General features: G+C 63.5%; 18 protein-coding genes and 1 riboswitch. Of the genes, 6 read left to right on the forward strand and 12 right to left on the reverse strand.

The features are described 5' to 3' along the window. Position 1 precedes the first annotated feature (1 nt). From nuoG to NKI64_RS17355, 12 genes are all read right to left on the reverse strand, one after another. The gene (gene nuoG / locus NKI64_RS17300) at positions 2-2,083 is read right to left on the reverse strand and encodes an NADH-quinone oxidoreductase subunit NuoG (protein WP_352668913.1); all 2,082 of its coding nucleotides are present in this window, start codon (positions 2,081-2,083) and stop codon (positions 2-4) included. Then, positions 2,083-2,364 (reverse strand): pentapeptide repeat-containing protein, encoded by a 282-nt coding sequence (locus NKI64_RS17305; protein ID WP_023685200.1) that lies wholly within the window; start codon positions 2,362-2,364, stop codon positions 2,083-2,085. The genes nuoG and NKI64_RS17305 overlap by 1 nt, the downstream gene beginning before the upstream one ends. A gap of 11 nt (positions 2,365-2,375) precedes the next feature. Then, positions 2,376-3,068 (reverse strand): helix-hairpin-helix domain-containing protein, encoded by a 693-nt coding sequence (locus NKI64_RS17310; RefSeq protein WP_023685199.1) that lies wholly within the window; start codon positions 3,066-3,068, stop codon positions 2,376-2,378. Between the two features lie 74 nt (positions 3,069-3,142). Then, positions 3,143-4,447 carry an NADH-quinone oxidoreductase subunit NuoF gene (gene nuoF / locus NKI64_RS17315; RefSeq protein ID WP_023670819.1) on the reverse strand — a complete coding sequence of 435 codons (1,305 nt, stop codon included), beginning with the start codon at positions 4,445-4,447 and terminating at the stop codon, positions 3,143-3,145. A gap of 3 nt (positions 4,448-4,450) precedes the next feature. Continuing rightward, positions 4,451-4,654, reverse strand: coding sequence for a hypothetical protein (locus NKI64_RS17320; protein ID WP_023670820.1), 204 nt, complete (start codon positions 4,652-4,654; stop codon positions 4,451-4,453). Further along, positions 4,654-5,985: an NADH-quinone oxidoreductase subunit E gene (locus NKI64_RS17325; protein WP_352668917.1), complete on the reverse strand. Its 1,332-nt coding sequence runs from the start codon at positions 5,983-5,985 to the stop codon at positions 4,654-4,656. Before NKI64_RS17325 ends, NKI64_RS17320 begins: the two co-directional genes overlap by 1 nt. Continuing rightward, positions 5,986-6,498 carry a DUF7674 family protein gene (locus NKI64_RS17330; RefSeq protein WP_023700376.1) on the reverse strand — a complete coding sequence of 171 codons (513 nt, stop codon included), beginning with the start codon at positions 6,496-6,498 and terminating at the stop codon, positions 5,986-5,988. It abuts the gene before it with no gap. Continuing rightward, positions 6,498-7,688 (reverse strand): NADH-quinone oxidoreductase subunit D, encoded by a 1,191-nt coding sequence (locus tag NKI64_RS17335; RefSeq protein ID WP_023685196.1) that lies wholly within the window; start codon positions 7,686-7,688, stop codon positions 6,498-6,500. Before NKI64_RS17335 ends, NKI64_RS17330 begins: the two co-directional genes overlap by 1 nt. 66 nt (positions 7,689-7,754) lie before the next feature. Further along, positions 7,755-8,132 (reverse strand): four helix bundle protein, encoded by a 378-nt coding sequence (locus tag NKI64_RS17340; protein WP_031196361.1) that lies wholly within the window; start codon positions 8,130-8,132, stop codon positions 7,755-7,757. Positions 8,133-8,165: 33 nt separating this feature from the next. After that, on the reverse strand, positions 8,166-8,768 hold the full coding sequence (locus NKI64_RS17345) for an NADH-quinone oxidoreductase subunit C (protein WP_023685194.1): 603 nt from the start codon (positions 8,766-8,768) through the stop codon (positions 8,166-8,168). A gap of 4 nt (positions 8,769-8,772) precedes the next feature. Next, the gene (locus NKI64_RS17350) at positions 8,773-9,354 is read right to left on the reverse strand and encodes a NuoB/complex I 20 kDa subunit family protein (protein ID WP_023670824.1); all 582 of its coding nucleotides are present in this window, start codon (positions 9,352-9,354) and stop codon (positions 8,773-8,775) included. After that, positions 9,345-9,710, reverse strand: coding sequence for an NADH-quinone oxidoreductase subunit A (locus tag NKI64_RS17355; RefSeq protein ID WP_023670825.1), 366 nt, complete (start codon positions 9,708-9,710; stop codon positions 9,345-9,347). The genes NKI64_RS17350 and NKI64_RS17355 overlap by 10 nt, the downstream gene beginning before the upstream one ends. Positions 9,711-10,037: 327 nt before the next feature. Between NKI64_RS17355 and NKI64_RS17360 the strand changes: the two genes are divergently transcribed. From NKI64_RS17360 to cobG, 6 genes are all read left to right on the forward strand, one after another. Continuing rightward, a complete protein-coding gene (locus NKI64_RS17360) occupies positions 10,038-11,261 on the forward strand; it encodes a winged helix-turn-helix domain-containing protein (protein ID WP_352629119.1) in 1,224 nt (407 codons plus the stop codon). Positions 11,262-11,290: 29 nt separating this feature from the next. Continuing rightward, positions 11,291-11,983 (forward strand): DUF6348 family protein, encoded by a 693-nt coding sequence (locus NKI64_RS17365; RefSeq protein ID WP_023690307.1) that lies wholly within the window; start codon positions 11,291-11,293, stop codon positions 11,981-11,983. A gap of 59 nt (positions 11,984-12,042) precedes the next feature. Continuing rightward, positions 12,043-12,249: riboswitch (cobalamin riboswitch) on the forward strand. 38 nt (positions 12,250-12,287) lie between these two features. Further along, positions 12,288-12,713, forward strand: a complete 426-nt coding sequence (locus NKI64_RS17370) for a DUF1636 family protein (RefSeq protein WP_023685191.1) — start codon at positions 12,288-12,290, stop codon at positions 12,711-12,713. Between the two features lie 2 nt (positions 12,714-12,715). Beyond that, positions 12,716-13,768, forward strand: coding sequence for a cobalamin biosynthesis protein CobW (gene cobW / locus NKI64_RS17375; protein WP_023685190.1), 1,053 nt, complete (start codon positions 12,716-12,718; stop codon positions 13,766-13,768). A gap of 18 nt (positions 13,769-13,786) precedes the next feature. Continuing rightward, positions 13,787-17,458, forward strand: a complete 3,672-nt coding sequence (cobN, locus tag NKI64_RS17380; protein WP_352668923.1) for a cobaltochelatase subunit CobN — start codon at positions 13,787-13,789, stop codon at positions 17,456-17,458. Beyond that, positions 17,455-18,933 carry a precorrin-3B synthase gene (gene cobG, locus NKI64_RS17385; protein WP_352668925.1) on the forward strand — a complete coding sequence of 493 codons (1,479 nt, stop codon included), beginning with the start codon at positions 17,455-17,457 and terminating at the stop codon, positions 18,931-18,933. The genes cobN and cobG overlap by 4 nt, the downstream gene beginning before the upstream one ends. The last annotated feature ends 2 nt before the right edge of the window (positions 18,934-18,935 follow it).

The following is an 18,935-nucleotide window of genomic DNA, read 5'->3' on the forward strand; positions in this document are numbered from 1 at the left end:
TCTACTCTGCCGCCTGCCTGAAGCCGTTTTTCGCCAGCGCCGAGCATTCCGCCATGACGGCGGAGGCCCGCGCGATCGGGTTCGTCAGATAGAAATCCGTGACCGGCGAGGTGAAAGTGCCCTTGTTCAGCCGCCCGCCGAGCTTCGCCACCCTGGCGATGTCGTCGGGGTTGCCTGAGACAACATGATCGATGCGGGCGAGATGCGGGTATTCGCCATAGAGTTTGGCGCGCAACTGCTGCAGCGAATCGAACGGTAGTTTCTTGCCCAGCACATCGGACAATGCCCTCAGGATCGCCCAGTCCTCGCGCGCATCGCCCGGCGCGAAGCCGGCGCGGTTGGTCTGCTGCACGCGTCCCTCGGTGTTGACATAGGTGCCGGACTTTTCGGTGTAGGCGGCTCCCGGCAGGATGACATTGGCGCGGTGCGCACCGGCGTCGCCATGCGTTCCGACATAGACAACGAAGGCGCCGCCGGTCTTGGACATGTCGATCTCGTCGGCGCCGAGCAGGAACAGAACCTCGCTCTCCCCCAGCATGCCGGCAACGTTCTTGCCGCCCTTGCCAGGCACGAAGCCGACATCGAGACCGCCGACGCGCGCGGCCGCAGTGTGCAGCACGGCAAAGCCGTTCCAGTCGGCGCGGGCAGCGTTCACGGCCGTGGCGAGTTTCGCCGCCTGGCCGAGCACCGCCGCGCCGTCGGCACGCGATAGTGCGCCCTGGCCGACGATGATCAGCGGATGCGTCGCCTTCTTCAGCACCTGGAAGAACTTGCCGTTGCCATCGGCCAAGTCTTTCAGCGACTCCGGACCGGCGCCGAGCTGTTCATAGTCGTAACGCGTGTCGCCGACCTCGCCGATGACGCCGACCGGCAGATTGCCGATCCGCCAGCGCTTGCGGATGCGGGCATTGAGCACCGAGGCCTCGAAGCGCGGATTGCCGCCGATGATCAGCACCGCGTCGGCCTGCTCGATGCCCTCGATGGTGGGGTTGAAGATGTAGCTGGCGCGGCCGAGCGCGGGATCGAGTGCGGCGCCGTCCTGGCGGCAATCGGTGTTCTTCGAGCCCAACGCAGCCATAAGCTGCTTAAGCGCGTAGATTTCCTCGACGGCGGCAAGATCGCCCGCAATCGCGCCGATTTTCTCGGGCGCCGCATTCGACACCGCATCCCTGATCGCAACGAACGCTTCGGCCCAGCTGGCCGGCGCCAGCTTTCCGTCCTTGCGGACATAGGGGCGGTCGAGGCGCTGCGTGCGCAATCCGTCCCAGATGAAGCGGGTCTTGTCGGAAATCCACTCCTCGTTCACCGCTTCATTGACGCGCGGCAGGATGCGCATCACCTCGCGGCCACGGCTGTCGACGCGGATTGCCGAGCCGACGGCGTCCATGACGTCGATGGATTCTGTCTTGGTCAGCTCCCACGGCCGCGCCTGGAAGGCGAACGGCTTCGACGTCAGCGCGCCGACCGGGCAGAGGTCGATGACATTGCCCTGCAGCTCCGAGGTCATGGCGCTTTCGAGATAGGTGGTGATCTCGGCATCCTCGCCGCGGCCGATCAGGCCAAGCTCGGAAATGCCCGCAACTTCCGTGGTGAAGCGAACGCAGCGCGTGCAGTGGATGCAGCGGTTCATAACCGTCTTGACCAGTGGGCCGATATACTTGTCTTCGACCGCGCGCTTGTTCTCGTGATAGCGCGAGGAATCGACGCCGAAGGCCATCGCCTGGTCCTGCAGGTCGCATTCGCCGCCCTGGTCGCAGATCGGGCAATCCAGCGGATGGTTGATCAGCAGGAATTCCATCACGCCTTCGCGGGCCTTCTTGACCATCGGCGTGTTGGTGAAGATTTCAGGCGCCTCGCCATTGGGTCCCGGACGCAGGTCGCGCACATTCATGGCGCAGGAGGCCTGCGGCTTGGGCGGCCCGCCCTTCACCTCGATCAGGCACATGCGGCAATTGCCGGCAATCGACAGCTGCTCATGGAAGCAGAAGCGCGGCACTTCCGCGCCGGCGTCCTCGGCCGCCTGCAGCAGCGTGTAGTGGTCGGGTACAGTGATCTCTTTCCCGTCGACCTTGAGCTTTGCCATCAATTGCCCCCGGCGGTCTGCGCCGTCTCATATGCCTGAAACAGATCGCTCAGCCTGATGCCATTGATCATCATGCCGGCGACTTCAGCGTTTTCTATCTTCAGATTGCTCATATTCACATTGCTGAAAAACGCGTTCGAGAGGTTCGCGTCGTCCACCACGGCCGCCGACAGGTCGACGTTGTGAAACTGCGTGTTCGACAAGTTCACATCGTCAAATCTGGAGTTGCTGACGATGGCATTGCGCACATCGAGAACATCGCTCCTGTCGTGGATCTCCATGCCTGCCACCCCTACTTCTTCGCCTTGGCAGCCAGCGTCAGCGCCGCGGCCTGGCGGGTCCACTCGTCGCGGCCGATGCGGCCGGTGAGCGACAGGTAGTCCTCGACCCAGGCGATCTCTTCCGGCGTCCACGCCGCGATCTGGGCAAAGGTCCAGATGCCGAGGCCGTTCAGCACCTTTTCCAGCTTCGGCCCAACGCCGGTGATCGCCTTGAGATCCGACGGCTTGGCCGGACGCGCCATGGCCTTGGGCTGTCTGAAATCCTCCGGCATCAATCCGATCGTCGCGCCTTCGGCGACGGCATCGGTCTTCTCCGGCTCGGCATCGACGGTGCGAGCGGCAATATCGGTCACATCCTGGGCAAAACTCTGCGCCTCGGCGATCAGGGTTCTGGTCGCCGCGCGCGCCTTGGTGGCCGGCGCGGTCTCGGAGAACTCTTGGGTGCGCTGCTCGAAATCGTCGATGATCGGCTGGAAAATCCGCTGCGATGCCTCGGCAGCACCCGACAAGGCGCCGAGCCACACGCCAAATGCATGGTTGGCAAGGCCGAAGCCCAGCGCCGACATCGCGGCGGCACCAGCGACAGGATGCGCGAGAAGGTTGACGGCGCTGGCCATCTCCTTCGGCATCATCCTGGTCAAATCCTGGTTCATCTTTTCAAGCTGGTCCAAATTGGGCATCAAAGGGTTCGAATACTGCGCCATAGACATCTCCTGGTCGTTTCTTCGCTTGCCCCGCCCCGCTGTGTCAGTCCCGGGCTTGCGCCCGTATTTCAAATCTACTCAGCCGCCACCATCACCGGTTCGGCCCGGTGCGCGTTGCGCGAAAACTCGTCGATGCGCCGCTCCACCTCGCCGCGGAAATGCCGCATCAGGCCCTGGATCGGCCATGCCGCGGCATCGCCCAGCGCGCAGATCGTATGACCCTCCACCTGTTTGGTGACGTCGAGCAGCATGTCGATCTCGCGCTTCTGCGCCTCGCCGCGCACCAGCCGCTCCATCACCCGCCACATCCAGCCGGTGCCTTCGCGGCATGGCGTGCACTGGCCGCAGCTCTCATGCTTGTAGAAATAGGAAAGCCTGGCGATCGCCTTCACGATATCGGTCGATTTGTCCATGACGATGACAGCCGCCGTGCCGAGGCCGGATTTCAGGTCGCGCAAAGCATCGAAATCCATCGGCGCATCGATGATCTGCTCGGCCGGCACCAGCGGCACCGAAGCGCCGCCCGGAATGACCGCGAGGAGATTGTCCCAGCCGCCGCGAATGCCACCGCAATGCGTCTCGATCAGCTCGCGGAACGGGATCGACATCGCCTCTTCGACGGTGCACGGATTGTTGACATGGCCCGAGATGCAAAACAGCTTGGTGCCGACATTGTTGGGGCGGCCGAAGGACGAGAACCAGGCGGCGCCACGGCGCAAAATGGTCGGCGCGACCGCGATTGACTCGACATTGTTCACGGTAGTCGGACAACCGTACAAGCCGACATTGGCTGGGAATGGCGGCTTCAGCCGGGGCTGGCCCTTCTTGCCTTCGAGGCTTTCGAGAAGTGCTGTTTCCTCGCCACATATATAGGCGCCGGCGCCGTGATGCATGTAGATGTCGAAATCGTATCCGGACGTGTTGTTCTTGCCGATCAGCCTGGCCTCGTAGGCCTCGTCGATGGCGCGCTGCAGCGCCTCGCGCTCACGGATGAACTCGCCGCGCACATAGATGTAGGCGGCGACCGCGCCCATGGCGAAGCCGGCGATGAACGAGCCCTCGACCAGGGTGTGCGGATCGTTGCGCAGGATATCGCGGTCCTTGCACGTGCCGGGCTCGGACTCGTCGGCGTTGACAACGAGATAACTCGGCCTTCCATCGCTCTGCTTGGGCATGAACGACCATTTCAGCCCGGTCGGGAAGCCGGCGCCGCCACGGCCGCGCAGGCCGGACGCCTTCATCTCATTGACGATCCACTCTCGCCCCTTGGCGATGATGCCGGGCGTGTTGTCCCAGGCGCCGCGCGCCATCGCGCCGGCCAGTGACTTGTCGAAGAGCCCGTAGATGTTGTTGAAGATGCGGTCTTTGTCAGCCAGCATGACTTACCTCTTTCCCCGCAAGACGATCGAGACCCACACCAGCACGCCTATGCCGGTCGCGGCCATCGATTCCAGGGTATCCGAAAACGGCAATTCGACGAGGCGCCGAAGCCCCTCCAGAAGGATGTTGGCAGCAGCGATGCAGACAACGCCGATGACAATGCTGCGCAGCGACAGCAAAGATCCGGTGCTTTGCGCTTCAGCCATCAACGTGGCTCCTTGCCGAAGACGCGGATGTATTCGGCGACGCCGCCCTTGGCGAGCGCCTTGGCCTGCTTGCCCCAGTCGTCGCGCTCGATGCGGCCCTGGAAAGCGAGATATCCATCCACCCAGTCGCGCTCGGCCTTATTCCAGGATGCGACCTGTGTGAAGGTGAAGATGCCAAGCGAATGAAGGATGCCCTCGATCTTCGGGCCAATGCCCGAGATCAGCTTGAGATCGTCGACCGCAGCCGGCCTGTCGATTCCGGCCGGACGGTTCTTGTCCTCGAGCGACGGCTTTGCGGGTCTGGCTGTCGGCGCCTTGACGGTCGGGGCCACCGGGGCGTTGGCCGCTGGCGCCTTGAATTCCGGAGCGATGAAGGCAGCTGCCGGCGTGGAGGTGGTCTTCGGGCCATTACGCTGCTTGGCGACCTTCTCGACTTCAGGCGCCGCGGTGTTGGCGTTGGCGGCCGAATGCAGGGGCGCCGGGACGCTCGCCGCTTTTTCCGCCGCCGGTGCAACCTTGGCCCTGGAGGGCGACTTCAACGCCGAGCTGGTTTCCGGCGCATCGGTTTTCGGTTTGCCGGCGTTGGATGGCGCGACCGGGGCGGCCGCTGCAGGAGCGGCAGGAGCCGGAACAGGCGCCGCAATGATTGCGTCGGGCGCCGCGTGGGCAGCCTTGCTCGCCGCCCTGGCTTCCTTGTCGCGCGTTGCTTTGAGGATCGCCTTTTCGCTCTTCAGCGTCGTCAGGCCAGGCGCCGGCTCCGAGCCGGTTCTGCCGTTTTGCGGTCCCGTGGGAACCGAGACGCCCTTGCCCGCATCGTAAAGATCGATGATTTCGGCCAGCCGCTCGGGGGTGAGATCCTCGAACGTATCCTTGAAGACCATCACCATCGGCGCGTTGACGCAGGCGCCGAGGCATTCGACTTCCTCCCACGACAGTGTGCCCTTGTCGTTGGTGTGGAATTGGTCGTGATGGATTTTCGAGCGGCACACATCCATCAGCGCTTCCGAGCCGCGCAGCATGCAGGGCGTGGTGCCGCAGACCTGGATATGTGCGCGCGTGCCGACCGGATTGAGCTGGTACTGCGTGTAGAAGGTCGCGACTTCGAGGCCGCGAATGCGCGGCATGCCGAGCATGTCCGAAATCGTCTCGATCGCCGCCTTGGTGACCCAGCCTTCCTGCTCCTGCGCAATCATCAGCAAGGGAATGATCGCCGACTGCTCGCGGCCCTTCGGATATTTCTTGATCCATTGCTTCGCAACCGCCGCATTCGCCCGGTTGAAGGCGAAGGAGGCTGGCTGGACGCTTGCTTCTGCGAGACGGCGGACTGACATTTAGCGATCGGGCCCCTGCTCTGCTACGAGAGCTATTGCGGTTTCACATTCTTTCTGATGAGAAAACGGAATGCGTTCGGCAGATCGAGCAACACTCGCAAATCGCTCTGCGGGCAACATGTATTGCCACAGCCCCAGAACAGTTTGCCTTACTTGAGGCGAGATCCATGCCATGACCGCATCAGCGTCGATGTCATCGTCGAACAAGTGCTCGTAAAAAGCGACACCAGCCGCATTCCAAATCTGTTTGTTCGGGTGAACGGCAGCCCATTGGGCGAACCCGTGCATTCTACCCAGCTTGTCGACGTCATTGTCGCGGTGGGCAAGGCGCGTCTTGGGTAGCAGGGTAAAAAAGAAGTCATAGATCGAACAGTGCTGAGTCGAGTTGTAAGAAGCCTCTGCGAACTCGACCGGCAGCATGGCTTTTGCCAATTCGCGCCACCGCGGTAGGGCAGCGTCGGCATTCCCTCGAACACCGACCTGAGAGCGCACTGTAGGATTGGCTGCCGCCATCACCGATCAACCTCCCCGAAGACGATATCGAGGGAACCCAGGACGGCAGTGACGTCGGCCAGCATGTGGCCGCGGCAGAGGAAATCCATGGCTTGCAGATGCGCGAAGCCGGGCGCGCGCAGCTTGCAGCGATAGGGCTTGTTGGTGCCGTCGGAGACGAGATAGACACCGAACTCGCCCTTCGGCGCCTCGACGGCAGCATAGACCTCGCCGGCCGGCACGCGATAGCCCTCGGTGTAGAGCTTGAAATGATGGATCAGCGCTTCCATCGAGCGCTTCATCGCCTGGCGCTTCGGCGGCACCACCTTGCCGTCGAGGTTCGACACCGGCCCGGTGCTCTCCTTGCCGAGCAGAAGGTCGACGCACTGGCGCATGATTTTCGCCGACTGGCGCATCTCTTCCATGCGCACGAGATAACGGTCGTAGCAGTCGCCGTTCTTGCCGATCGGGATGTCGAAATCCATCTCGGAATAGCATTCATAAGGCTGCGACTTGCGCAAATCCCAGGCCGCACCCGAGCCGCGCACCATGACGCCGGAAAAGCCCCAGGCCCAGGCGTCGGCAAGCGACACGATACCGATATCGACATTGCGTTGCTTGAAGATGCGGTTGCCGGTAAGCAGCCTGTCGAGGTCGTCAAGCGACTTCAGGAACGGGTCGATCCACTTGCCGATGTCCTCGACCAGCTTCGCCGGCAGATCCTGGTGCACGCCGCCGGGACGGAAATAGGCCGCATGCATGCGCGAACCGGAAGCGCGCTCATAAAACACCATCAGCTTTTCGCGTTCGACGAAACCCCACAGCGGCGGCGTCAGCGCGCCGATATCCAGCGCCTGCGTCGTCACATTGAGGATGTGCGACATGATGCGGCTGAGCTCGGAATAGAGCACGCGGATCAACTGGCCGCGCTTCGGCACTTCGATGCCGAGCAACCGCTCGGTGGCGAGCGCGAAGGCATGCTCCTGGTTCATCGGTGCGCAATAGTCGAGCCGGTCGAGATAGGGCACTGCCTGCAGATAGGTTTTGTGCTCGATCAGCTTTTCGGTGCCGCGATGCAGCAAGCCGATATGCGGATCGACGCGGTCGACCACCTCGCCGTCAAGCTCCAGCACAAGACGCAAAACACCGTGCGCCGCAGGGTGCTGCGGTCCGAAGTTGATGTTAAAGTTGCGGACGGAGGTTTCAGCCATTCTGGCGCCTCTGGCGAAGAGTCAGTAGTGAGTAGTGAGTAGTGATCATCAATCTCAATGCCTGCTTCATTCCGCCTGCTTGGCCTGCACCGTTCGGATAAGAGATCTCATCATTTTTCCAATCTCTTCGCATCGCAGCGGCAGCTCAATCTCATTGTCTTTTCGCAGCAGGCCAACCCGACATGCCAGCAGTATGTGTGTCTCCAGTTCCTTCAACGAGCCTTGCGCCATGCGCAAAAATTGAACGAACGACCCTCTGTTCTCCCGACCGTATCCCTCCGCGACGTTCGCTGCGACCGAAACCGCCGATCGGCGCATCTGAGAGGTCATGCCGTAAATCTCATCCCTCGGAAACTCTTTGGTGAAACGGTAGCAATCCTCAGCAAGCGTCATCGCCGATTGCCACACCTTCAAGTCGCGATAAGATTCGATCCGTTGCTCCAAATCTTTTGCTACTGACTACTCACTACTTCCTACTCACTGTTTCGCCTTCTCATCGCCCGGCAGGACGTAGTCCGTCCCTTCCCATGGCGAGAGAAAATCGAAGTTCCTGAATTCCTGCTTCAATTCCACCGGCTCGTAGATCACGCGCTTGGCTTCGTCGTCGTAGCGCACCTCGACGAAACCGGTCAGCGGGAAGTCCTTGCGCAGGGGATGGCCCTCGAAACCGTAGTCCGTGAGGATGCGGCGCAGGTCCGGATGGCCGGAGAACAGCACGCCATAGAGATCGTAGGCCTCGCGCTCATACCAGTCGGCGCCGGGATAGACAGCGGTGAGCGACGGCACCAGCGTCTCTTCGTCGGCCTGCACCTTGATGCGGATGCGCAAATTCTGCTTCGGCGAAAGCAAATGATAGACGACATCGAAACGCTTGACGCGCGACGGGTAGTCGGCGCCGCAGATATCGATGATCGAAATGAACTGGCAGCCCGAATTGTCACGCAGGAAGCTTGTCACCTCGATCAGATTGTCTGTAGCAACCGAGATCGTCAGTTCGCCATAGGCAAGCACCGCATCGGTGACGCGGCCCGGCAGCTTTTCGCCGAGATAGGTCGACAGTTCGCTCAGGGATGCGGCCATGGGTCTACCGTTCGATCGTGCCGGTGCGGCGGATCTTCTTCTGCAGGAGAAGAATGCCGTAGAGCAGCGCTTCGGCGCTCGGCGGGCAGCCGGGCACATAGATGTCGACCGGCACGATGCGGTCGCAGCCGCGCACCACCGAATAGGAATAGTGATAATAGCCGCCGCCATTGGCGCAGGAGCCCATCGAGATGACGTAGCGCGGCTCCGGCATCTGGTCGTAGACCTTGCGCAAAGCGGGGGCCATCTTGTTGGTCAGCGTTCCCGCCACGATCATTATGTCCGACTGGCGCGGCGACGCGCGAGGAGCCACGCCAAACCGCTCCGAATCATAGCGCGGCATCGAGGTGTGGATCATCTCGACGGCACAGCAGGCGAGACCGAAGGTCATGAACATCAGCGAGCCGCTGCGTGCCCAGGTGATCAGCGCCTCGGTCGAGGTGACCAGAAAACCCTTGTCGGCCAGTTCATTGTTGATCTCGAGGAAGAACGGATCGTCGGAACCGACCGGACGTCCGGTATTGGGGTCGATCAGGCCTTTGGGCTTCGGCGCGACGAGCGTTCCGGAACTGTCGTTCAATCCCATTCCAGCGCTCCTTTTTTCCACTCATAGGCAAAGCCGATGGTCAGCACCGCCAAAAACACCATCATCGACCAGAAACCGAGCATGCCGATCTTCGAGAACGACACCGCCCACGGAAACAGGAAGGCCACTTCCAGATCGAAGATGATGAACAGGATCGACACCAGGTAGAAGCGGATGTCGAATTTCATCCGGGCATCGTCGAACGAGTTGAACCCGCACTCGTAGGCGGAAAGCTTCTCCGGATCGGGATTGCGATAAGCCACCAGGAACGGCGCGATGATAAGCGCCAGGCCTACAACTGCGGCCACGGCGATGAAGAGGACGATGGGCAGGTATGAACTGAGGAGTACGTTCATGCTCGGCTTTCCGTTGGCGGCCAATCCACTTTGATTACAGCAACCAACCCTAATGCGGAAGCGCGACAGTTTAACCGCTGAACCGTTTTAGGTGCCTTTGCTGCAACGCGGCGAGGGTTAGCGCACGGCTTTCAGCGAAGCAAGTCAAACCTTGTTCAAAAGACAGTGCTGGACGGCAGGCCGGGAAAAACTGGTCCGATCTCCTCCTGTTTGATTTCCTTCATCTTTCACTCCACTTTTGTCTCCTGACACATCTCCCGCCATTTGCCTGCTAGCATGACCGGAATCGCCGGCTAAAGTCGGGAAAATGGTTCGAGGCAAGACACTTTGACGAAGGACAAAATCTCACTCCCCGCGGCCAGGCGCATCGCGCTCGCCGCGCAAGGATTTCTCGATCCCCGCCCGGTCGGCACGCCCGATCGCCGCCACCTCGCCCGCGTGCTGTCGCGCACCGGCTTGCTGCAGATCGATTCCGTCAGCGCGGTGGTGCGCGCCCACTATATGCCGCTCTATTCGCGGCTTGGCCCCTACCCGCTGGCTTTGCTCGACAATGCGGCCATCACCCGCAAACGCACGGTGTTCGAATACTGGGCGCATGAGGCCTCGTTCCTGCCGGTCGAGACCTACCCGCTGATGCGCTGGCGCATGCAGCGGGCCGAGCAAGGCGACGAAATGTATCTCGGCCTCGCCAAATGGGGCCGCGAGCACGCCGCCTATATCGAAGAGATCTACCGCGCGGTCGCCGAGCGCGGCCCGATTGCCGCTTCGGCACTGGAAGGCCAGAAAGGTTCGGGCGGCTGGTGGGGCTGGAGCCACGCCAAGCACGCCTTCGAATGGCTCTTCTGGGCCGGACGCATCACCACGGCGCACCGCCGTGGCTTCGAACGCTTCTATGACCTGCCCGAGCGCGTGCTGCCGCAGGCGATCCTCGATCTGCCGGTGCCGACCGCCGAGGACGCGCACCGCGAATTGCTGCGCATTTCTGCCCGCGCCCACGGCATCGCGACGTCGGGTGACCTGCGCGATTATTTCCGCTTGTCGCCGGCCGACATGAAGGGCCGGTTGGAGGAACTGGTCGAGATGGGCGAGTTGCTGCCGGTAAACGTCGAAGGTTGGGACAAGCCGGCTTACCTCTATAGGGACGCCCGCCTGCCGCGAAAGATCGAGGCCCGCGCCTTGCTGGCCCCCTTCGATCCGGTGGTCTTCGAGCGCGCGCGCACCGAGCGTCTCTTCGATTTCCGCTACCGCATCGAGATCTACACCCCGGCCGACAAGCGGCAATATGGCTATTACGTGCTGCCTTTCTTGCTCGGCGACAAGATCGTCGCCCGCGTCGACCTCAAGGCCGACCGGCCTGCGAGTGTCTTACGCGTCCACGCCGCCTATGCCGAAGCAGGCGCACCGCCTGAGACCACCGCACAGCTTTTCGAGGAACTAAAGGAGATGCAGGGCTGGCTTGGCCTTGAGCGCATCGAAGTGACGCCGGCCGGCAATCTGGGGCCGGCATTGGCTAGCGAGAGAGATGGCCAACCCTTGCAGCGTCTGTCATAGACGCCTCAATAAGCCTCGTAGGTTGTGCAATGGCATCGGACAAAGTGCTCGACATGATCCATGGCGCCCTCATTGCGCATGGAATAGATGCAGTCCGCAGAGATAGGGACGTCATGCTCCAATCGAAGCAGCTTCGGTTTGAGGCTGAGGTGTTCGAGACGAGTTCTGACCGGCTGGTCCTGGAAATCTACATTTTTTCTCCGCTGCTTGATGTTCAGCCGGTCATTGAATCCTTTGCTGGCTTCGGCGACACGCGCGAACAGGAACTGAACCAGGCGTTTGAAAAGTTTCTCCGTGGTGTTTTCCATGTGGCCATTGAGGGACTGGCCGATCACGTCTGCGAGAACATGCAGGCCGAAATAGAGCTTTGGCAGCGAAGCAGCGCCAGTTGGAAGATCTGGCGAAAAGATGCCCGCTGGAAAATCTATAGCGGCCCGGTCATTTCCCAGGCCACAACCGAGCTATGCTCGCTGACACCAGGCTATCCAGCATTCTATGCCAAGCTGGAAAAGCTGTTCACAGCTTCGGTACCCCCCGGAAGCCATTTTGTCCGGACCTTTCTGGCAGGCTTGAAGGGCACGCTGATTAGTGCCGAAGTCCTTCTGGACAACGCGGTTTGGCATGAGGGACAGAATCTGGCTGTCGGTCATGACTGGGACTATAGCGATGGCTATCAAGCTATCCGACAGGTCATCCTGGCACTGCCGGAAGCCGGGACATGACAGCCCCTGCCGACATCGCCATGTCGTAGCCGTGCGTTGACACCGCTGCCTGCAAAAGCCTAAAATCCGCTCCAGACGGTCCCCTGCCCGCAACGGCAAGGGCCAAGAGGGAATGCGGTGCGGGACGAAAAAATCCCAAATCCGCGGCTGTCCCCGCAACTGTAAGCGAAGAGCCAAGGCCGAAAGCCACTGGGTAACACCGGGAAGGCGGCTAACCAAGGCAATGACTCGCGAGCCAGGAGACCTGCCGTCTGAGACAAAGTATCCGATCGCCTGGCGGGTTTCCGGGCAAGGAGCACGGTTTTTGGACCAGAACAGCAGTTTTTCGGCTGGCACAACGGACATTGCGTCCGGCGACAACGACGCCCTGACCGGCGTGACCGTCATCGTCTGCGCCTCCTGCCGCGATGAGACCGGTTCCGACGCCCATCCGCGCGCCGGCGAATTGCTGGCTGAGGACACAGGCCGCGCCGCTGCCGGCGATATCCGGGTCCGCACCGCCGAATGTCTCGGCAATTGCAAGCGCCGCCTCAGCGCCGCGATCCTGCGCGATGGCTGCTGGAGCTATGTCTTCGGCGATCTGACCGCAACCAGCGGCGCCGACCTCGTTACCGGCGCAAAGCTCTTCGCGACTTCGGCCGACGGCCTCATCCCGTGGCGCGGCCGGCCCGATAGCCTCAAGCGCGGCCTCGTTGCCCGCATCCCACCCCTCGACATGCTGAAGGACTGACGATGAACGCTTCAAACCCGGCCGCCAACCTCTCCCGTGTTCCCTGCACTGTCGTTACAGGCTTCCTCGGCGCCGGCAAGACGACGCTGGTCCGCCATCTCCTGGAAAATGCCGGCGGCAAGCGCATCGCCATCATCGTCAACGAGTTCGGCGACATCGGCATCGACGGGGAAATCCTGAAAGGCTGCGGCATCGACACCTGCCCCGAGGAAAACATCGTCGAACTGGCCAATGGCTGCATCTGCTGTACAGTCGCCGACGATTTCGTGCCCGCCCTCGACAAGATCCTCGCGCTGACACCGAAGGTTGACCACATCCTGATCGAGACCTCGGGCCTGGCTCTGCCCAAGCCGCTGGTCCAGGCGTTCCAGTGGCCGAGCGTGAAGAGCCGGGTAACCGTCGACGGTGTCATCGCCGTGGTAGACGGCCCGGCGCTGGCCGAAGGCCGCGTCGCCAACGACATGGACGCTTTGCAGGCACAGCGCGCTCAGGACGAGACGCTCGACCATGACGATCCTGTCGAAGAAGTGTTCGAGGACCAGATCGCCTGCGCCGATTTGATCATCCTGTCGAAGAGCGATCTGATGGACGCCCCCGGTTCGGCCCGCGCCAACGCCATCATCAATGAACATTCCGCCCGCGCGGTAAAAATCGTGCCGACTGCGCATGGCAAGGTCGACCCGTCGGTGCTGCTTGGCCTCGGTCTCACCGTCGAAGACGACATCGAGAACCGCAAGTCGCATCACGACGGCGCTTTCGATCATGAGCATGACGATTTCGACACCTTCATCGTCGACATCCCCTCGATCGCCAATCCCGACGACCTGGCCAAGCGCGTCGCCACCGCCGCCGAACAGGAAAACGTGTTGCGTGTAAAAGGCTTCGTCGATGTCGGCGGCAAGCCGATGCGGCTTTTGCTGCAGGCCGTCGGCCCGCGCGTCAATCATTACTATGACCGCGCCTGGGCGGCTGAGGACGACCGCCGCTCGCGTCTTGTCGTCATTGGCCTGAAAGGACTGAACCGCCCGGCGATCGAGCGTATACTCGCCGGCTGATCCAAACCACGAGCCGAAATGCATATACTCACCACCACATCCGCCTCGCTCGACGATCTCGCCGAGCCCGTCGATCTCGGGCAGACGCCGGCGGATATCGTGGCGCTGTCCTTCACCGACAGCGACCTCGCCGGCCTCGCGGCGGCGTGGAAGGCCGATGCCGCCCGCCTGCCGTCGATGCGGCTGGCGGCGCTGCGCGACCTGCGCCATCCCATGTCCGTGGACCTCTGGATCGACAGCGTCGCCCGCCACGCCAAGGTGATTTTGGTGCGCATCCTCGGCGGCTACGACTGGTGGCGCTATGGCTGCGACCAGCTTGCCGCGACTGCCCGTGCGAACGGCATCAAGCTGGCGCTGCTGCCGGGCGAGAGCCACGACGAGGATCTCAGGCTGATCGAAGCCTCGACGCTGCCCCGCGCGGAGCTGGACGGCCTGCTGGGCTATTTCCGCGAGGGCGGGCCGGAGAATATGGCAGCGCTGATGCAGCGGCTGGCGGGGTTGGCTGGGCAGGATGCGGCGGCGGCTGAGCCGGTCAGCGTGCCGAAAGCCGGGTTTTATGAGCCTGGCTGCGGCGTGGTCGAATTTGCCGATGTCGGCGTTCCGTCACACCCCCCTCTGTCCTGCCGGACATCTCCCCCTCAAGGGGGGAGATCAGCCGTCACCACAGCCGGCTCCTCTTCGGCCCCGTTGAACAGGAAGCTGTCTGGGTCATCTAAGATTGGCGAAACCGTTGACGACAGATCAATCTCCCCCCTTGCGGGGGAGATGTCCGGCAGGACAGAGGGGGGTGGGCGGGAACTCGGCGCAGACAACATCAACTCTCCCATCATCCCCATCCTCTTCTACCGCTCGATGCTGCTGGCCGCCGATGTCGCGCCAATCGATGCTCTCTTTGATGCACTCCGCCAGCGCGGCATGAGACCGGTCCCGATCTTCGTCTCCAGCCTCAAAGACCCGACCTCCCTGGCCTTCGTCGAAACTGCTCTGGCCGCGCTCAACCCCGCCGCCATCATCACCGCAACCGCCTTCGCATCCGGCGCCGAACCGGGCGTCGAAACCTTGTTCGACCGCGCCGGCGTGCCCGTCTTCCAGGTCATCGTCGCCACCACCCGCCGCGACGTCTGGGACAACAACCAGCGCGGCCTGGCGCCCGCCGACCTCGCCATGCATGTCGTGCTGCCCGAACTCGACGGCCGCATCCTCGCCGGCGCGATTTCCTTCAAGGGCGAGAGCGAGACCGACCCGGCGCTCGGCCACCGCGCCTTCGCCAACCGCCCGGAACCGGATCGCGTGGCGCAAGTGGCGGACAGGCTAGCGGCGTTCACACGGTTGCAGCAGACGCCCCGCGCGACGCGTAAGTTGGCGATCCTCATTCCGGACTATCCGAGCGCGCCCGGCCGCACTGGCTATGCAGTGGGCCTGGATGTGCCGTCCAGCGTGCTGGCCATGCTGCATGACCTGAAGGAGCAGGGCTATCGCGTTGACGGGATTCCAGAAACGCCGCGTGCGCTGCTGGACGCGTTGGAGCGGAGCGATGGTGGGCTGGGGCTGGATGAGTATCTGGACTTCTCAAAGGATTTGCCGGCTGAGGCACTGGCTGCAGTCGAGGCGGCATGGGGCGTCCCTTCACCCTCCCCCTTGTGGGGAGGGTCGGTTCGCGACATTCGCGAAGCGGATGGCGCGAAACGGGGTGGGGGTAGCGGTGCACCACCCCCACCCGGCCCTGCGGGCCACCCTCCCCACAAGGGGGAGGGCAAGAGCGGCTTCCCCTTCCGCGCCGCCGCCTTCGGCAACATCACTGTCGCTCTCGCCCCCGACCGTGGCCGCTCGGCCGACCGCCGCGCCGATTACCACGACCCGACGCTCCCTCCCCGCCACGACCTCATCGCCTTCGGCCTGTGGCTGCGCAAATCGCTCCGCATCCATGCTCTCATCCATGTCGGCGCTCATGGCACGCTGGAATGGCTGCCCGGCAAGACGGTAGCGCTCTCACAAAACTGCTTCCCCGAGATCGTCACCGGCTCGTTGCCCGTCATTTACCCCTTCATCGTCTCCAATCCCGGCGAAGCGGCGCAGGCGAAGCGGCGTATCGCCGCCGTCACGCTTGGCCATCTGCCGCCGCCGCTGACCGGTGCCGGCCTAGACGAAGGGCAGCACAAGCTCGAACGCCTCGTCGACGAATATGTCCAGGCCGACGGCCTCGACCGCCGCCGCCGCGATCGTCTGGCCAAGCTGATCGTCGACACGGCGCAAAAGACCGGCTTCGCCTCCGAAGCCGGCGTCGCCGGAACCGATGCGCCCGACGAGGCGCTGCGCCGCATCGACGCCTGGCTCTGCGACCTCAAGGATTTCGCCATCAAGGACGGCCTGCATATTTACGGCCGCGCGCCAGACGACGAACCCGACGCCATGCGCCGGCAAAGCGCCGAAGCCGAGAAGGCCGCGCTGCTGGCGGCGCTCGACGGCCGCCACGTCAAGGCCGGCCCGGCCGGGGCGCCTGCGCGTGGCCGCTCCGACGTGCTGCCCACCGGCCGCAATCTCTTCACCTCCGATCCGCGCACCATGCCGACGCCGACCGCCTATGATCTGGGCCGATCGGCGGCGGAAGAGGTCGTGCGCGGCTATATGCAGTCACATGGCGACTGGCCGCGTTCTCTGGTCATCGACCTCTGGGGCTCGGCCTCGCTGCGCACCGGGGGCGAGGAGATCGCGCAAGGCCTGGCGCTGATGGGCTGCCGGCCGCAATGGGACAGTGCCACCGGCCGCATCACCGGCATCGAGGTGCTGCCGCCGGCCACGCTCGGCCGTCCGCGCATCGATGTCACCTGGCGGATTTCGGGCCTGTTCCGCGACATGTTCCCGACCCAGATCGCGCTGATCGACGCCGCTGCCAACGCCGTTGCCGTGCGCGACGAGGACGATTCGGAAAACCCGCTCGCCGCCAGAACCCGTGCCGATGGCAAGATCGGCCCGCGCATCTTCGGCACCTCGCCCGGCACCTATGGCGCCGGCGTCGAGGACCTGTTGTCGAGTGGCGACTGGGCCGCGCGCGAAGAAATCGGCCGCGCCTATCTCGATGCGACATCGCATGCCTATGGCGGCGCCGAGGGCGAAGGCATTGCCTCCCCCGGCGCTTTCGAGACCCGCATCGCCGAGGCCGATCTGCTCGTCCACACCGGCGACGATCCCGGCCGCGATATTCTCGAGGGCTCCGCCGATGTCGCCTTCATCGGCGGCTTTTCGGCCGCCCTTGCGGCATTGGGCCGAAATGCCGACGTCATCGTGCTCGACACCACCGACCCGCAAAAGCCGAAGCCGCGCTCGGTCGGCGAGGCTGTGTCGCGGGTTGTGCGGGCGCGAGCCGTCAATGCGCGTTTCATCGCCGGCCAGATGCGGCACGGCCCGCGCGGCGCATCGGAATTCGCCGAGACGGTCGATCGCCTCATCGGCTTTGCCGAAACCACGCACGCCATTTCAGGCGCGCTGATCGAGGCCGTGCATGATGCCTATGTCGGTGCTCCCGATGTCCGCGCCTTCATCCTGCGCGAAAACCCGGCCGCAGCCAAAGTCATCGCCGAACGCTTCCTGTCGGCGCGCCGGCGTGGGCTGTGGCATCCCTTGCGCAACTCGATCGACGACGATCTCGCGGCGTTGATCGCCGAGGCCGAGGCGCTCGGGGTCGCGGTATGAACGCCTTCTCGCGCCGCGGCGCCTGTCCGGCTCTCTCGGCGCCGATGCAGACCGGCGATGGCCTGCTGGTGCGGCTTAATCCTGTAGCTGGAGGTCTTTCGCCCAAGCTTTTGATCCGACTCGCCGAATCCGCCCTGCGGCACGGCAACGGCATCATGGAAGTGACCGCACGAGGCAACCTGCAGATACGCGGCCTGACAGCGGAAAGTGCTGGGCTGCTGGCGGCGGAGGTGGATGCGCTGGGCATCGCCGTGCGCACCGGCGTGCCGGTCGAGACCGGGCCGCTGGCCGGCATCGATCCGCGGGAGATTGCCGATCCGCGAGCTTTGGCTGAGCGGGTCAGGGCTGCGGTCGAGGAAGCTGGGCTGACGCCAAGGCTCGGGCCGAAGGTTTCGGTGGTTGTCGATGGCGGCGGGCAGTTGACGATGGATGGGGTGACGGCCGATGTCAGGCTGAAGGCGGTGCGGGACGGCGGCAACGTTATGTGGGCTTTGTCTGTTGCCGGCGATGGCCAAAGCGCGAGGCCGCTTGCGACGGCCGATGAGGATGCAGCGCGCGATATTGCGGTTGCTGCCCTCAGGATGACCGCGGAGAAAGGCCGGGAGGCACATGCGAGGGATTTGTCGGAGAGGCAGCTAGCGTCTCTCGCAGGTTGGCATTCCTTCGCGCCCCCCTCTGTCCTGCCGGACATCTCCCCCACAAGGGGGGAGATCAGCAGCTTCGCTGTCAGCTCTTCGCCTTCGACGTTGAAAACTGGCGAAACCGGCGGCGACAGCACAATCTCCCCCCAAGTGGGGGAGATGTCCGGCAGGACAGAGGGGGGCGCCGTAGAGCGCTCTCGCTCGCCGATTGGCCTCTTCGACTTGAACACCGGCCACGCCCTCGGCATCGGCCTGCCCTTCGGCAGCATGCCAGCGCAAAACCTTATCGACCTTGCCAGCCGAGCGTCGAACCTCGGCACCGCCGAAATCCGCCTCGCCCCCGGCCGCGCCTTGCTGTTCCTCGGCCAACCGTCGTCCGCAAACCACCCCCTGCGAGCCACCGCCGCCGCCCTTGGCTTCGTTACCACCGCCGCCGACCCGCGCACCCGCATCGCCGCCTGCCCCGGCACTCCTGCCTGCGCATCCGGCCGCATCGCCACGCGCGATATTGCCGAGACAATCGCCGCCGAAAACGCTGATATCCTCGACTTCACACTGCACATTTCCGGCTGCGCCAAGGGCTGCGCTCACCCCGGCTCTGCCGCGTTAACAATCGTCGGCGGCGAAAACGGAGCCGGACTTGTCGTGAACGCGACGGCAAAGGCCCTTCCTGCCGGCTACAGGCCGGGCTATGACGCCGCGCGCGGCATCGGTCGCGTCACAGCGATGGTCCGCAGCGCTCGATATCCAGGTGAAACCGCCGCCGCCTGCCTGACAAGGCTCGGACCGGCGGCAATCGCCAAGGCTTACCGACAAACTGAACAACGGAAATGAGC

The sequence above is a fragment of the Mesorhizobium sp. M0478 genome, assembly GCF_040321305.1.
GTDB lineage: Bacteria > Pseudomonadota > Alphaproteobacteria > Rhizobiales > Rhizobiaceae > Mesorhizobium.